Source organism: Paenibacillus sp. PastF-3, assembly GCF_029893135.1.
In the GTDB taxonomy this organism is placed as follows: Bacteria; Bacillota; Bacilli; order Paenibacillales; family Paenibacillaceae; genus Paenibacillus_AQ; species Paenibacillus_AQ nitricinens.
Window position 1 is genome coordinate 21,371 of the sequence record NZ_JARXWM010000014.1, and the last position, 15,472, is coordinate 36,842.

Annotated in this window: 19 protein-coding genes and 1 riboswitch; of the genes, 16 read left to right on the top strand and 3 right to left on the bottom strand. The window is 39.8% G+C overall.

Annotation, left to right across the window (positions count from 1 at the left end; all coding sequences use genetic code 11):
- Positions 1 to 242: 242 nt before the first annotated feature.
- The 9 genes from M2444_RS23645 (at position 243) to M2444_RS23685 (ending at position 7,108) form a co-directional block, all read left to right on the top strand.
- On the top strand, positions 243 to 830 hold the full coding sequence (locus M2444_RS23645; protein ID WP_094868929.1) for a hypothetical protein: 588 nt from the start codon (positions 243 to 245) through the stop codon (positions 828 to 830).
- A 141-nt stretch (positions 831 to 971) separates the two neighbouring features.
- Positions 972 to 2,326 (top strand): IS1182 family transposase gene (locus M2444_RS23650; protein ID WP_256989708.1). Its coding sequence is split into 2 segments (ribosomal slippage): positions 972 to 1,542 and positions 1,542 to 2,326, totalling 1,356 coding nucleotides; the frame shifts between segments, so codons are not numbered across the junction.
- 195 nt (positions 2,327 to 2,521) lie between these two features.
- Complete coding sequence (locus M2444_RS23655; protein ID WP_373455871.1) at positions 2,522 to 3,220, top strand: response regulator transcription factor; 699 nt, start codon at positions 2,522 to 2,524, stop codon at positions 3,218 to 3,220.
- A 127-nt stretch (positions 3,221 to 3,347) separates the two neighbouring features.
- Complete coding sequence (locus M2444_RS23660) at positions 3,348 to 3,947, top strand: TVP38/TMEM64 family protein (protein WP_094868928.1); 600 nt, start codon at positions 3,348 to 3,350, stop codon at positions 3,945 to 3,947.
- Positions 3,948 to 4,079: 132 nt separating this feature from the next.
- A riboswitch (cyclic di-AMP (ydaO/yuaA leader) is annotated at positions 4,080 to 4,212 on the top strand.
- 4 nt (positions 4,213 to 4,216) lie between these two features.
- Entirely contained in the window at positions 4,217 to 4,687 is a 471-nt protein-coding gene (locus M2444_RS23665; RefSeq protein ID WP_094874472.1) for a C40 family peptidase, read from the top strand.
- A gap of 349 nt (positions 4,688 to 5,036) precedes the next feature.
- Complete coding sequence (locus tag M2444_RS23670) at positions 5,037 to 5,513, top strand: asparagine synthase-related protein (RefSeq protein ID WP_419884385.1); 477 nt, start codon at positions 5,037 to 5,039, stop codon at positions 5,511 to 5,513.
- A gap of 309 nt (positions 5,514 to 5,822) precedes the next feature.
- The gene (locus tag M2444_RS23675; RefSeq protein ID WP_094874474.1) at positions 5,823 to 6,017 is read left to right on the top strand and encodes a DUF2933 domain-containing protein; all 195 of its coding nucleotides are present in this window, start codon (positions 5,823 to 5,825) and stop codon (positions 6,015 to 6,017) included.
- A gap of 270 nt (positions 6,018 to 6,287) precedes the next feature.
- On the top strand, positions 6,288 to 6,569 hold the full coding sequence (locus tag M2444_RS23680; RefSeq protein ID WP_481857529.1) for a four-helix bundle copper-binding protein: 282 nt from the start codon (positions 6,288 to 6,290) through the stop codon (positions 6,567 to 6,569).
- 365 nt (positions 6,570 to 6,934) lie between these two features.
- Positions 6,935 to 7,108 (top strand): hypothetical protein, encoded by a 174-nt coding sequence (locus tag M2444_RS23685; protein ID WP_179281768.1) that lies wholly within the window; start codon positions 6,935 to 6,937, stop codon positions 7,106 to 7,108.
- A gap of 454 nt (positions 7,109 to 7,562) precedes the next feature.
- Here M2444_RS23685 and M2444_RS23690 read toward each other — a convergent pair whose 3' ends face one another.
- Together M2444_RS23690 and M2444_RS23695 are read right to left on the bottom strand one after the other, a co-directional pair.
- The gene (locus M2444_RS23690) at positions 7,563 to 7,934 is read right to left on the bottom strand and encodes a hypothetical protein (protein WP_094874476.1); all 372 of its coding nucleotides are present in this window, start codon (positions 7,932 to 7,934) and stop codon (positions 7,563 to 7,565) included.
- Positions 7,935 to 8,175: 241 nt separating this feature from the next.
- Positions 8,176 to 8,361: a hypothetical protein gene (locus M2444_RS23695; RefSeq protein ID WP_094874477.1), complete on the bottom strand. Its 186-nt coding sequence runs from the start codon at positions 8,359 to 8,361 to the stop codon at positions 8,176 to 8,178.
- Positions 8,362 to 8,563: 202 nt separating this feature from the next.
- On the opposite strand from M2444_RS23695, the gene M2444_RS23700 reads away from it, so the two are divergent.
- The 3 genes from M2444_RS23700 (at position 8,564) to M2444_RS23710 (ending at position 10,175) form a co-directional block, all read left to right on the top strand.
- On the top strand, positions 8,564 to 8,752 hold the full coding sequence (locus M2444_RS23700) for a DUF2933 domain-containing protein (RefSeq protein ID WP_094874478.1): 189 nt from the start codon (positions 8,564 to 8,566) through the stop codon (positions 8,750 to 8,752).
- A gap of 380 nt (positions 8,753 to 9,132) precedes the next feature.
- Positions 9,133 to 9,522 (top strand): hypothetical protein, encoded by a 390-nt coding sequence (locus M2444_RS23705; protein ID WP_094874479.1) that lies wholly within the window; start codon positions 9,133 to 9,135, stop codon positions 9,520 to 9,522.
- Positions 9,523 to 9,920: 398 nt separating this feature from the next.
- On the top strand, positions 9,921 to 10,175 hold the full coding sequence (locus tag M2444_RS23710) for a hypothetical protein (RefSeq protein ID WP_143812216.1): 255 nt from the start codon (positions 9,921 to 9,923) through the stop codon (positions 10,173 to 10,175).
- Here the strand turns inward: M2444_RS23710 and M2444_RS23715 are convergent.
- Positions 10,150 to 10,773, bottom strand: coding sequence for a hypothetical protein (locus M2444_RS23715; RefSeq protein WP_094874480.1), 624 nt, complete (start codon positions 10,771 to 10,773; stop codon positions 10,150 to 10,152). The two genes, M2444_RS23710 and M2444_RS23715, sit on opposite strands and share 26 nt — an antisense overlap.
- Positions 10,774 to 10,928: 155 nt before the next feature.
- On the opposite strand from M2444_RS23715, the gene M2444_RS23720 reads away from it, so the two are divergent.
- The 4 genes from M2444_RS23720 to M2444_RS23735 all read left to right on the top strand — a co-directional run bounded on the left by M2444_RS23720 (position 10,929) and on the right by M2444_RS23735 (position 15,300).
- Entirely contained in the window at positions 10,929 to 12,119 is a 1,191-nt protein-coding gene (locus tag M2444_RS23720; protein WP_094874481.1) for a cell wall-binding repeat-containing protein, read from the top strand.
- 229 nt (positions 12,120 to 12,348) lie between these two features.
- Positions 12,349 to 13,143, top strand: coding sequence for a prolipoprotein diacylglyceryl transferase (lgt, locus tag M2444_RS23725; protein ID WP_094874482.1), 795 nt, complete (start codon positions 12,349 to 12,351; stop codon positions 13,141 to 13,143).
- 35 nt (positions 13,144 to 13,178) lie between these two features.
- Positions 13,179 to 13,892, top strand: a complete 714-nt coding sequence (locus M2444_RS23730) for a response regulator transcription factor (protein WP_094874483.1) — start codon at positions 13,179 to 13,181, stop codon at positions 13,890 to 13,892.
- On the top strand, positions 13,882 to 15,300 hold the full coding sequence (locus M2444_RS23735) for a sensor histidine kinase (RefSeq protein WP_094874484.1): 1,419 nt from the start codon (positions 13,882 to 13,884) through the stop codon (positions 15,298 to 15,300). Before M2444_RS23730 ends, M2444_RS23735 begins: the two co-directional genes overlap by 11 nt.
- Positions 15,301 to 15,472: the final 172 nt, after the last annotated feature.

The window sequence follows — 15,472 nt, forward strand, 5'->3', positions numbered from 1 at the left end:
ACAACTTACTTTACGCCATCCCTTTACTGAAAAAATTGCTGAATTGATAGAGAACTTTAGGGGCAAAAATAAAGAGATACGCAAAAAGATTAACCGAAAAAATCCGAGATAATGGGTGTTAAACTGACTTTTGATGGAACAATATTAAGCTTATCAGCTATTTTAGGTAATAAATACAATGACTTAGAGAAGGAAGATCTAACCTCTAGAATATTTATGCAGTATACAATGAAGCTAAATATATGAGAAAAGGAAATGCAGAGTTCGGAAGTATAACTTTGGATGTTTCCAAATACATGAAGCTTAAGTTTAATAATCTGAATAAAGTGAAAAGAAATCTATATAAAAGACCTGAAATTAGTGATTTAGATGATATATATACTAATGGAGCTGAATTTTTAGAACATTCTATTAAAACTGAAGAGTATATTAAATCTGGTGAAAAGAAGTTAAATATTTCTCTTCAACTTACAGACTCAATTAGTGAAACCTTGGTTCCTTGTAGTGTACTAAGCTCTACGTTTTTATCCTCAACAAGCCACATTAAAGATACGATTAGATCAGCTGATAAAAAGCTGGGAACATACAATAACGAATATAAGAAAATTCTTATTTTTAACAACAATTTTTATAGACTGATGACGGGAATAAATGACGGATATGAAGAGTTAATTCGTGAGATACGCAATAATGTTAAAGAAAGTATTATAGATGAGGTATGGATTGAATACACAGAAGTGTTCACTGAACTTGATTATTCTGATTACATTGAAGCAGTTTCGGAAGACAGAAAAGGATATGAACGAATATTACGAAAAGTGAAAAATTAGTTCACTGAAAAAGCTTCTTTTAAGAAGCTCAGGCTGTCGAGAAAGTCTCGACAGCCTTCTTTATGCCCTAATTATTTAAGACGACACCGCGTTAATGTTGTATAATATAGGTAACTATTTATAGAACGGATGGTGTGTTGAATGTTACGTTCCAACCGAGAAAGACAACAATCCTACGAATTTGTTTCCATAGAAGATTTGGTCCCCGAAGACCACTTGCTTCGAAAGGTGGATAAATATATCGATTTTTCTTTTATTGATGAAATGGTTCGACCGCTATACTGCGCCGATAACGGACGCCCAGCTATAGATCCAGTTATTTTATTTAAGATGATTTTTCTTGGATACTTTTACGGTATTCGTTCCGAACGTCAATTGGAGCGAGAAATCCAAACCAACTTGGCCTATCGTTGGTTTTTGGGTCTAGGGCTTAGCGACAAGGTTCCTGACCATACAACGATTAGCTGGAACCGGCGGACCCGGTTTAAAGATACAACGATTTTTCAGGATATTTTCGATGAGATTGTTCTCCAAGGTATTTCGCACCGAATGATTGGCGGACGTGTTCTCGTGACCGATTCGACCCATGTGAAAGCCAATGCGAATAAACATCACTATACCAAACAACAAGTACTACAAAATACCAAAGATTACATTGACGAACTCAATACCGCCGTGGCTGATGACCGGAAAGAACATGGAAAAAAGCCCTAAAACCCAGAGAGGAAGTGAACGAAGAGAAAGAAATTAAAGTGAGCACAACTGATCCAGACAGTGGATATATGATTCGTGATGGCAAACCAGAAAGCTTCTTTTATTTGGACCACCGTACGGTCGATACCAAGTACAACCTCATTACCGATGTGCACGTAACGCCCGGAAATGTCCATGATTCCGTGCCCTATTTGTCGCGTTTAGGTCGCCAGCAAGATCGTTTTGGGTTTGCAGTTGAGGCTGTTGCACTCGATTCAGGATATTTGACTACACCGATTTGTCGGGGGCTACAAAGACGAAAGATTTTTGCCGTGATTGCTCACCGGAGGTTTCACCCCAAGCAAGGCTTGTTTCCAAAGTGGAAGTTTACCTTTGATCCCGAACGTAATCTATATGTTTGTCCAGCGAGTCACGAATTGAAATACAGAACCACAGACCGCAAAGGTTACCGACAGTATGCTTCCAATCCGGAGTATTGCAAGAGTTGCCCGTTGCTGGGTCAATGTACACAGTCCCGAAATCATCGAAAGGTGGTAACCCGGCACGTTTGGGAGGACAGTAAAGATTGGGTTCGGAACAACAGGCTCAGCAAGTCTGGCAAACAGCTGTACCGCAAACGAAAAGAAACGATTGAGCGAAGCTTCGCGGATGCTAAAGAGCTCCATGGGTTTCGCTATTGCCGTTTGCGCGGACTCCGGAACGTCAGGGAACAAGCACTGATGACGGCAGCCGTGCAGAACATGAAGAAGATGGCGATCCACCTGGATAGCCTGGAAAAGTAGGGGTAATCCCCCTACTTTCCCGATTTTACAGCCACCTAAACATGAAAAGAAACCCAAGATATTAAAATAACCTGGGTTTCTCGACACTCTGAGCTTCTTTTAAGAAGCTTTTTCTTTTCCTAAAAATTAACTTACATTTTTTCTACACAAAATTTATATATAATAAGGGAAATTGGAACGGAGCAGGTGAACATATTGTCTATACATCAAGTTTTAATTGCAGATAGTGAATGGAATATGAGAAAATCGCTTCGGTTTTATCTGGAGAAACAAGGGTTTTATGTAAAAGAAGCGACTACAGGAACAGAAGCACTGGAAATGTTAAAGAAGTACTCATTTGATATTATATTATTGGATATTATTTTGCCTGATATGGACGGATGGCAAGTCTGTAAGGTAGTCAAGGAAACCGTTTTTGTACCTATGCTGATATTAACGGAACAGGGAGATACTAAGGACAAGATTCGCGGGCTTAGGATTGGAGCTGACGATTACCTAACCAAGAATATTGAACCTGAAGAGTTATTAGCCCGCATATACTCCATTCTCCGGAGGGTAGCAATTACAAAATCCATGTTTGAAAAAGAAAGATCCCTTGAATTCCCTGGGTTAATAATATATCCAAAAAAGAGGGAGATTTATATTGATGGGATCTTGGAGGGGTTTTCTCAAAAGGATTTTGATTTGATTGTTACTCTTGCTCAAAGAAGAGAAAAAACTTTTACCAGAGAGGAATTGGTGGATAGTGTATGGGGATATGATTTCGAAGGAGAAAATCGTGTAGTTGATACCCATATAAAGAAAATTCGCCAAAAATTCCAAAACGCTGGGCTTAAATATAGTCCAATTCAGACGGTTCGGAGTATAGGGTATAGATTTTTTAAACAGGATTGAACAATTTATATAATTCAATATTACCTATAAGGACACCATGAGATTTTAGTGCTTGGTTATATGTTGATTGTTGTAGCTTTGACGTTAACTGGTAATCAGAATTAAATCATTTTAAGATGGTGAGCTGATGTTTTCTATTTATTCAAAACAAGTTGCAGAATTGTTAAGTGCGCTGGGGATATGGTCATTTCTGATAAGCATTGGAATTAGTATTTTTATAAGTATCATCGGAGTAATTCCTTCAGTTTTTATGACCACCGTAAATGTTTTGATTTTCGGATTCTACCCTGGTTTTTTGCTCTCGTGGATTGGTGAGGTCTTAGGTGCAGGGGTATCCTACAATTTATATCGATTAGGTGTTCAAAGAGTGAACAAGCTTAGAAGGGTAAATTATCTGTGGTTAAATAATCTTAACAATATGACTCCACTAAGGCAGTTTTTCATCTTGTTGTTGGCTAGGCTCATACCCTACGTACCATCCTCCATTGTAACATTGGTAGCCACCACATCCAGTATGACTTTCTTGAACTATATGTTGGCAACTGCTGTAGGCAAGCTTCCCTCCATTTGGTTAGAAACCTTACTTGCTTATGGATATGTAAAAGTAGAAAATAAATCAATGAAAATAATAATTACAATAATGTCACTACTTTCTCTATATATTATTATCCATACAAGTAAGATGAAAAATGGTAAGTTGAATGAAATTCACGAAAATGATCACTAATCCTAGAAATTTATGCATTGTACTATAAAATTGTGTGGTATTTGTGTTGTTTGAAAATAAAAATAGAAAATTTTATATCGGATTGACACAGTGAATATAAATACAATACTATAGCAATAGTTACAAAAAATTAATTAATTATTGCCGAATTTCGTATTGAAAACGGGGGAACCATTCTTGGGTGAATTATTCTTGAAAGCAAAGGAATATAGGGAACCTTTAACCGAACCCTCAGCTAACTCCGTAGGCATTGAAGGGAGAACCTGATTCTGAAAAAGTTTATTTTATCCGTAGTGGGGGCTGCAGTATTGTTCACTTCTGTTCCTGCAAGCACCTACGCAAGTGAAGTAAGTATTGAAAATGAAGTGAAAGAGGTATTGGGGACTCCTTATTTATGGGGGGGGACTACGGCGGCGGGTTTTGATTGTACGGGTTTCATATTGTATATATTAGATAAATTTAATGCAGGTGATTTACCGCGCACATCACAATCTCAAGCTAAAGTAGGCACACCCGTGTCTAAAGATGATCTTCGCGTAGGAGATCTGGTCTTTTTTAACACTTTTGGTACAGGAATTTCCCATGCAGGCATTTATGTAGGTGATGATCAGTTTGCTCATTCCTCAAGCAGTAAAGGCGTAAGAATTAGTAGACTCTCAGAGTCATATTATCGTGATCGTTATGTCACTGCTCGCCGTGTAGTGAGCGAAACTAGCTACCTCAAAATGATTAGTGAATGATGAGTTTGTAAGGTCAGCATCTGTTTTTTTACCTTTTTAATTTCTGGGTTTGTATGCATCCTCTTTAAGAAAAAGACTTCTCACAGGTTGTATTTTATTGTGAGAGGTCTTTTTGCGTCGAGGCTTAGTGTTTAGTGGAAGGTGTGAAAAAACGGTAATAATACAATTGACATACCCCCGAGGGGTACCCTTAGAAGATCGATTTTTCGGAAATGCCAACATTTTTTCTGAAGGTGAGAAAAGGTCTCTCGTTTCTTTCCATCCGGATCTATATAAATACTGGGAAACTACGACAGAAATCACGAAACCTATTTACGCGGGGCACAAAGGTTTAAAAGACGTAACCCGTATGCAGTTAATAGATCTTAACCTTTGGTTGCCTGGTGATATATTAATGAAAGCCGATAAGATGAGTATGGCTCACTCTTTAGAGGTTCGTGTTCCTTTCCTTGATAAAGAAGTGTTTGAGATTGCCCAGAAAATTCCTGCTTCATTATTGCTCGCAATAGGAACCACTAAATACATCTTACGTAAAGCCCTGGAGGGAATCGTACCTCATTCTGTGTTAGGTCGTCCAAAATTAGGCTTTCCTGTGCCTTTGAAAAAATGGTTATTAACCCCAATGGGTGATACCATCCTTCAACAAATTACAGAGAGTGGGGTGGACCAATGGATTCAACTAAATGTTGTTAAAGAGATGTTAAAACAACATCGAATGGGAACGGCCGATTATTCCCGCAAGATTTGGACGATTTATATATTTTCGTTGTGGCATTCCATGTATATTAAACAGTCTATATTCAGGCAAGCTCTAGTCAACTCATAACTCGATAATAGTAGTCAATTGTAGTCGCCTAATTTTGAGATAGCGTAAGCTACCGAGAGGAAAAATATTCAGATATGTGATCCTATCCATCTTAAATCGGGGACTAAATCAACAGTTGGTTGCGAATTATGGAATGACTGGAGAGGAAAAGGAAGGAACATGGTTGTTATTACCCGGATTGCTTTTTTCAATCACTTAAGCAAGGAACAATAACTTCATGAAATATGCAAACTTTCAACATCATATCCACATACAACTCTTCTACAATAAAAATATTAAAAGAAAGCAATTTACAGAGGAGGTACACAGATGGATTGGTCTTTGCTATTGCTGTTGATTTGTCCACTGATGATGGTATTGATGATGTTTGGGATGAGAGGAATGCATGGTAAAGACTCTCATTCAAACCAGTCACAATCCAACTGGACACTTCACGAAGACTATAATGAGTTAAAAGTAGAGAACGAACGAATGAAAAAGCAACTTCTAAGCTTGTCTAAATAACTCATATTAGAGAAAAGCATATAAAACTCCATTGAAATCGCCCATGGATAAATGGAAGACCTTATTAACCATTTTGACGGGGCGATTTCTTTGTACAAGCTATAAATCACGAACTCAGTCTGGCTAGATTTTGTATATAAATACACTTTTAGGATAATATAACTTAGGATGAACAAACATTAAAATTATGAAGGAGTAATAAAAATGACGACAATTTCACATTCTTCGGTTCAACATTTTCAAAGTTGTATTGATAGTTGTAACGACTGTATGCAAGCATGTGAAGAATGTTTAACCTCTTGTCTTAAAGAGACAGACGTGCAAGCAAGAATTCACTGTATCCACACTTTGCGTGATTGTGCGGATATCTGTGCAACAGCTGCCCAATGGATGGCTCGTGGAAGTATATACGCAAAAGAATTTTGCCAAGTCTGTGCAAAGATCTGTGACGATTGTGCTGCAGAATGTTCGAAATTTCAAGACGCACATTGTCAGAAATGTGTTGAGTATTGTCGTAAATGTGCAGATGAATGCCGTAAAATGGCTTCGTAAAGTTGAGGTTAGGTGATTGAGGGGAGCAATGAACGGAATTTTAGATAGTTGCACCCATGAGAAATAAAGAAACGACGAAAGCTAGTAAGAGCTTTCGTCGTTTTGCAATAGTTTATTATTTTTTAGTAACATTGACAGACTAATTCGCCCTTCGTCTAGTGTTGTCATCTAATTAGGATAGGCAATGTTAATTTGTGTTTAATTAGTAAGTCCATATGCTCCCTTATTTATCGATGTGTAACGGTGGGAATATGTTGATGTGTCATGGAGAATAATGGGATTAGATCTTGTCTAAGCCATCATACCAGCCGTATAACCATCCATAATGTTCGTTCGTTAATATTGTAATAATCTGAGGAGTTAAGATGGACAACAACCTAAATAATTCATTTCTGTCCCTATTCAAACCGGAAACAGCAAGCGGAAAAGCTGGAAAATGCTTCAGTCATACAGTCCGTGGTATATCTCTATGGCCTGCCGTGAAGCTCAAATGTGGCATCATCGATGGAGAGGCTGCCACTTTGCCATGGGATCGATGAAGAAGGAGTGCTCTAGAGGGATTTGAATGGGGAGGCCAGGAGGACCAAAAAAAAGGCCGGTAATGGGTTCAAAAAGACTTCTGTGACCATGATGCTCTTTGGGTGGAGGTTCCCCCCCATCAAAGGAAAATCACCCACCCAGCGACATACATATACTGACTTCCACTAACTTCTGTGTGAAGAAGGAAAAAATACTCAGTCCGCTAATCCGGTCTGCTTGTAAAACAGAAAGAGCTTTACTTTCCAAGCTCCATTGATAACTCTGCTTTGTTTGTTCAACCATAGCACCACGCAGAAAAAATAGTTAGGGTCAACACTGACAGAATAATAGCGATTAAGATGCTACATAATAAAGCAGCGCCTCCCCACTGCAAAAATGTTTCTAGCCCTTCGATAAACCTATAACCAAACCATAAAACATACTTACACTCCTCTAAACGGTTTATCTATTGATTTATTTGTGATGCTCTGAATGCTCCTCTTGTTGATTGTTTTGTTGTACGGGCTTATCCAGAAAATCCGAAATGGATTGAGGTACCGCTGTAATAACCAGGATGATGGATATGATCGATGAAATGAAATATACCCATGCCGCAGGACGATCTTTTTTCCACCTTCGTTTCGCTACAACGATAAACCATATGGACAAGAGAAGAGAGATGACTAAAAAAATGAGTTTAAGAGATGGAGCCATGGAGAAGAGCCCAGCACCTAAGGATGTTAATCCTAAGGCAATCAACAGGGTATGAAGCCAATGATGTGCAGATGCAAAGAGCGCGAAAAGGACAGAACTGATCGATTTGAGTAAGGTTCTTTCTTTTTTCAAGGGGGTTCACCTCCTTTATAAATTCTTTACACTTATTATAAGGATGAAATATGGAGTTGAGATGAAGTTATAACGAAGCGATGCCTGTTAGCAGAAACAACAAAGGAGCCATACCAATGTAATTTTAGCGGGGGATTTTGATGATCAGTCCATTGTAAAGGTAAGCGTCAAACGGCCCTCATCCTGATCTCAAGGTTTGGGCTGTTTGACGCTTACGATTTATTTGGTATGTAAGTAGCTCCTAGACCTTAATATCAACAGTTTGCCCTCGATACTGATCCGGTATTTTTGCCGTATGGTTCTGATGAGTGGCCTCAGTGTGTTGGTAATTGGTCGTTTGCTTAATTGCAGCCCCTCCATGCATACCTTCCATTCCACAATTTTTTGGCATATTACCTGCACTTGATACCTGGCTCAAACCTGTCATAAATAATTCCTCCTTGTTGTTTCATTTATTTAATTCCATTTAAAAATACCATTAATATGTGTCGGTTCAATGTAGACATTAAGGAGTTAAGCCAAGAATCAATAACTTCATGGAATGCCCAATGTTTCAACATCAAATCCACAAATCACTCTTCTATAATAAAAATATCAAAAGAAAGACAATTTACAGAGGAGGCACACAGATGGAATGGTCATTGTTACTATTGTTGTTATGTCCACTGATGATGATATTTATGATGTTTGGGATGAAAGGAATGCCTGGTCATGGATCTCATTCGAACCAATCACAAGTAGATTGGACACTTCACGAAGACTTTAATGAATTAAAAGTGGAAAACGAACGATTGAAAAAACAATTAAATATTGACTAGAAAATTTTATAACTAACAATCGAACAATCGTCCTAAGCTAAACGAAGGTGTCACACAACCTACCGTTTAGATAGGGCGATTTTTTTGTTCATTCACATATCAGGGCTATGCATCCCGATTATTTATATTTTTCCTTATTGTTTCTCCATACTTTCCCAAAATTCCGTTGGTATTCTTTTCTTACGGCAATAAAAAAAGTAGATAAATGTAGAGCTGCTAAAAGGAGGCGGGAATTTTGCTTTGCGCAATATTATTGGAATCGCACTTATCGTGATTATCATAATCAAGTAGCAGAATTAATGTCTTCTAGTTCTATCAATCCACTACTGATTGGGCGTTACCAAAGAGGTCTATATTTCCTGTCTGAGGGAGCATATCTTTTGGATCAACTTAATCAGAATATAAATAAAATGGTTAGATTGACGGAAGCGACGAACCTGGACTATCAAGTGTATGTCAATCGTTACAATGTATTGTTCCAAAACAAGGCAGTATTAAGTAATGTACCTCAAAAACTTACGATGCCAAGGAATTGTTTTTTATCTAATTTATCAGAGAATGCTGTAGCAGAGTCTACCGTAGTCGGAGATGTGCAACAGGCAAACAAGGCTATATATCAAATGGCTCAAGCGATAATGGAATTTGATAGCACAATTCAATGGGTAGATAACCAAACCAAGCAAACGATGTTGCAGGCACAACAGGCTTCCGAAGCAATGAATATGGAGAACGCAGCTACAACAAGTCAGACAAGTGGTTTAATACTGTAAAAAGTACTGTTATCATAGTGACAAGAGACGGTATTTGAACACTTCCAATCGAAAGAGCTGCTCATAGTCTGATTGCAACCAAACCGCAATAGGTTGAAAATGATCAGACGGTTTAATTTTTAGGAGGGATAAAAATAATTAGGTTTGATTTACCCTGAAATTGTATTGAATCTATGGAGAAAGATAGGAGTATAAAAATAATAAGGCTCGGCCAACCTATTTGTAAATTAATAGAAGGGGTGTTGAATTTGGGGGCATTGGGTACTCTTTTTCTTATAGCGGGTACAACTACAGTATGTTCTGGAAAGACTCAGCAGGTCTTTCCCATAGCACATGTGATTAATGATATATATTTACTGTCCCAGCTTTCGGATGAAGTCATACATATCTAAGGGAATATGAAGACGAGGAATTCATTCCATAAGTTACTGGCTCCAATCGAAGTATACGTTTGTGCGGATGAAGTAGGTTCCAACCATAATGAAGAACAGTTTAATACGAAGTATTACTCAGGATTGTTTCATGGATCAAAAACAATACGGGATGAATGTTCTAACCTCCAAATTATTGCAAAGTCGGTGTTGCCTGATGAGCAGTGGAGAATGGCTATAGGTACACCAGCTATTCTTAATGAGACATTCGGTGTCCACTAGACTTACTTTTATCGAATGGTTGTTGAATATGCTCAGGCTTCGGGGCAGACCTAGAGTCGATGAGTGAAGCTTCCTTACGTTCGAAGGTGATGTGAATTGAAAGAAGTATAACGGTTACAATGAGCATAAGCGCGGGACTGCGATATATCCATGGGGACTGGCTAAGGATTTTTTCTTCAATCTGCCCTTGAAGCATTAACAGGTGGACAAACTGAAAAATACCACTGATAACCATAAATGCTAAGATACTTTGGCTCCACTGTGAAGTGGGAAGCATATTAATGAGCATCGCGCCCGTCATCCCTGCCATCATGCCAGATAATGCCCCGTTCAGAAAGGCACCAATACTGATTATCGCCCCTATACTGCCACCTGCAATCATCCCGATAAGAACACAAATGAAAAGGGATAGCAGCAAGTTATGACTGAGTAACAAACCCGCAATCGTTCCTCCCCCAAAGCCGATGATCATGCCGCTTACCATTGGGGATATCATCGTGATCGTACTTGTAAGATTACAACGGTAGCGGTAAATGAAACCGAATGACCAACATGCCATGAAAACATAAAAGATTGTAGCAACCATCCAGCTTGTCATTTGTACAACCCCCTGTTTGTTGATAATGTATCGTATGGCCAAAGAGAGGGATTCATTCCACCCTAAAATATAGGGTAGAACTTCATAGTTTCCACACAATTTTTATGTAAAGTATAGTTAATAAAATTAAGATATTACAAATTGGAGGAAATGGAATGAAAAAGGTTTTAATCATTGGATCGTTAACGTTGTTATTAAGTGCCATTTTATCTGGATGTCAAGTAGGCAATAAAGACTCTGAAGCAGCAACCAATGAACCAAAGAGTACTACGATCTCAGAACCTTGGGTGGGGACTAAAAATACGACACGCATTAATACGTCTGATCCGACTCAGGCAGCAGTTCTGGTCTCCCGCACACTTTGGACGGCGGAGACAGAAAATAATAGACCCTCAAGTGTGGTTTTGACCGATGTGAGTAACTGGCAAATCGCTGCGGCTAGCACCGATTTGATTCATCACCCCAGCAATGGGCCGGTTCTCTTTTTTGGCAAAGAGAGTGTTCCTTCTGTAACAATAGAAGAGCTTAAGCGGCTGAAGCCGATGGGTGCTAAAGGGAATGAGAACATACAGATTGTTATTGTAGGGCCAGTATCGTCAAGCGTTGAAGAGCAATTGAACACCTTGGATATGAAGATCGATAAGATTGAAGGGGACGAGCCAGCAGCTGTTGCACAGGCCATTGATGCCTATTATGCAAAAGCAGCGGGTGAGCTTCCACAGGCCGTCATTGTTGGGTCCATGGATAGTCCTGAGTATACATTACCAGCTGTAAATTGGATCGCCCACATGCCAGAACCATTACTCTATGTGAAGAAAGACGAAATTCCTGCAGCTACAGTGGAAGCTCTGAATAAGCGCGGAGGAAAGGCGACCATCTATGTCCTTGGTCCAGACTCGGTTATATCCAGCAAAGTTGAAGAAGAATTAAAGTCTTATGGATCGGTAACCCGAATTGCAGGCGAAAATCCCTACGAAAATGCGATCGCTTTTGCCCAGTATAAAGATACTAACAATAATTTTGGATGGGGAATCACTACGCCCGGACATAACTTTTCGTTCTTGACGACAGATTCGACGATGCTGGCAATCGCTGCTGCTCCATTTAGTCATTTGGGCAAACACGCTCCGTTGATTTTTACAGAAAAGGATGGACTGCCGAATTCTGTGATGGAATATTTGATGAATGTTCAACCCAAATTTCAGAAATCACCTTCAGAAGGTCCCTACAATCATGCCTGGGTAACCGGTGAGAGCTCAACAATTTCTGCCACTACCCAAAGTGAGATTGATGATATGCTTGAGATTTCCCCTGCATCTGGCGGAAACCCGCATTCCGGCCATTAATTGTCATTCATAAACTGATATCAAATTCTTGATATCACTGAACAGGCTGGCACCGGTCAATTCTCGGTTGTCAGCCTGTTTTGGTACACATGATCCGTTGAAAGTCATGATAACCCAATCTTTACCCAATGTTTCAACATATTTTCTACATATTCAGTCCGTACAATAAAGATAGCTAATCAGATCATCAGGTAAGAAATGATAAAGTCGTATACCGAAGGGGAATCATATGAGAGTAGAATTATTTGAAATAGGCGGCTTTACAATTCGATCCTATGGAGTTGTCGTCACACTGGCGGTTTTGGCGGCGGTGGGAGTGGCATTATACATAGCAAGAGATACTTCTTTTCGTGAGCATATACCCAATTTGATGATTTACGTTATAGGTGGGGCAATTCTTGGAGCCAGAATCTGGCACGTGTTCTTTTTTCAATGGGACTATTTTTCGATGCATCCTTCAGAAATTATTGCAATCTGGAACGGTGGGATCTCTATACAGGGAGCATTGATTGGGGGGAGCGTTACCGCAGCAGCCTATGCCCGAATCCATCGGATCTCCTTCTGGGAATTAGCAGATATGCTTGCGCCAGCAATCATATTGGGACAAGCGATTGGTCGCATAGCCTGTTTTCTAAACGGAGATGCTTTTGGTTCACCTACTAATGCGGGTTTTGGAGTCGTTTATCCAGAAGGAACGTTAGCCTATGAGCAGTATGGAGCTGTTCCATTATGGCCGGCAGAAGTCTGGGAGGGACAGTGGGACTTTGTTGTCTTTGCTATTCTTCTTTCCTTAAAAAACAAGAAACTGCCTAGAGGTGTTCTTTTTCTATCCTACAATATTCTCTATGCAGCTGGCCGATTCTTACTGGAATATCTCCGTGGAGATTCTCCGCGGTATGCGCTCGACTGGACAGCTGGCCAATGGACTAGTGTTTCGGTAATGAGTGTGGCTCTGGTTCTTATGGTGTACTTTATAAGAAAACAAAGACTGGATACACCGATAACTAGCGGTACAGCGGGTTGAAGTAGATAAAATAAAGAATGGAGAGTGTGGGTATAATGTCAAAATTACAGGTATTGATCGTAGATGATGAGTGGAATATGCGGAACTTACTTCGTATTTATCTAATGAAAGAAGGATTTCGAATTCAAGAAGCTGCAACGGGTCAAGAAGCCCTGTCTATGATAAAAAAAAACACCTTTGATATCATATTGCTGGATGTAATGATGCCTGATATGGATGGCTGGCAAGTATGCAGGGCTGTCAGAGAAACAGATACCGTACCTATTCTGATGCTCACGGCACGTACGGAAACCAAAGACAAAATCCATGGACTTGGGGTAGGGGCAGATGATTATTTAACGAAGCCCTTTGAACCTGAAGAGTTATTGGCTAGAATGTATTCGTTAATCCGGAGGTCTACGATTACTCAAGTCTTGCAACCCCCACAATGGGTGCTGGATTTTCCAGAGTTAAATATTTTCCCGGATGCTCGAGAGATTCGTATTCATGAGGTTCCTGTAGATTTTACTCAAAAGGAATTTGATCTTCTTATGATGTTAGCCCAGAGCAAACAGCGTGCCTTTACCCGGGAGGAACTGGTTGAACGGGTTTGGGGACATGATTATGAGGGTGAAATTCGAGTGGTGGATACTCATATTAAGAATATTCGTGAGAAGCTGCATAGAGCTGGAATGAGTTATAATCCGATCCAAACGTTGTGGGGAGTAGGCTATAAATTTCAAGCGGCAGAGAATCAAGATGCGAAATAACCGTATAGGGTTAAAACTAGGACTTGTGATCATTACTGTACTCTTGATTGTTTTGTTATTCCTGGGCTTTGCCATCGACAAAATGTTCACAAATTTTTATACCGCCGAAATGCGAAAAGAAACCGAGGAGATTGCCTCCCACTTTTCGGTTATGGCTAATGCTGCCGATACGACATCCGAGCAGACCATGATGACTTTTGCGGAGTTTTCGAATGTTAGTATCTTTAATATTTTAGAAAATGGAAAAGTAAATCTTCACTCCGGTGTCCATGATTCAGCCGACCGAGCGTTTATTCGGAATTCTGACCTCGAAAAGATTTTTACCGGCAAAAAGGTTAGCTTGCTGTATGAAGATCCTGACGGACATCGTTATTTTGTTTCCGGTCAACCGATCTCTAGCGAAGGTGTCATTACCTCAGCCCTTTATGTAATGTCTTCTACGGAACAAATGGAGCAATCCCTATCTGGAGTAAGGAATTTGCTGATCCTCTCCGGGATGGGGGCATTTTTGCTAGCTTTGGGAATTACGTGGATTATCGCCCAAGTCTTGTCTCGTCCGCTTTTACAAATGCAAAAAGCTACTCGTAAAATTGCTATAGGTGAACTGGAAACCCGGATCGAGATCAAAAGTAGAGATGAAATCGGAAGTTTGGCGGAGGCCATCAATGATTTAGCGGCCGATCTTCAGCGTTACCGGGATACCCGTCAAGAGTTGTTCTCTAACATTTCACATGACCTGCGGACACCCATTACCTATTTGGAAGGGTACTCTAAAGTGGTTAGAGATCACCTCTATGAGACCGAAGAGGAGAAAGAACGTTACCTGGATATCATTTATCAAGAGGCGGTCCGGCTGCAGCATTTAGTCGATGATGTTTTCGATTTGGCAAAAATGGAAGAAGGGAAAATACCCCTTTTACTAGAACGGATCAACATGACGGACCTGGTGGAACAGGCTGTCCAAAAAGTTGAATTGAAGAGAAAAGAAAAAAGCTTAAGCCTGTCGTTCCATCCGTATGGCACCAGTTCTTTGGTTCTTGCAGATGGTAAACGGATGGAGCAAATCGTCTTGAATCTGCTGGAGAATGCCGTTCGCTATACAGAGAAGGGTAGCATTAATGTAGATTTGCAGTATACCACTACATCGGTAATCTTAATTGTTGAGGATACAGGGATAGGAATTCCTGAAGAAGACCTGCCTTATATTTTTGAACGGTTTTATAGAGTGGAAAAATCTCGTTCCCGTCAATTCGGGGGGACGGGATTAGGTTTATCCATCGTTAAAAAGCTAATTGAGTTACAGGGCGGGGAAATAACGGTTACCAGTAAGTTAGGCGAAGGTACCCGGTTTGAAGTTCACTTTATGCTGCAACCGAGCCATGGGGGGGAATCATGTGAAGAAAATTGAATGGCTTATATCCTTTCTCTTTATGGGAATAGGGGTCATGTGTATGACCCTGTCAGCCGTTTCTTTTCGGAGTGAGACGCTTCTTCAATTTGGCAGTTTCGTAAAAACATTTTTGATATGTGCAGTACTCATCGCGATAAGTTTGTTCCTGCTGCTGAGAGTATTGAATCTA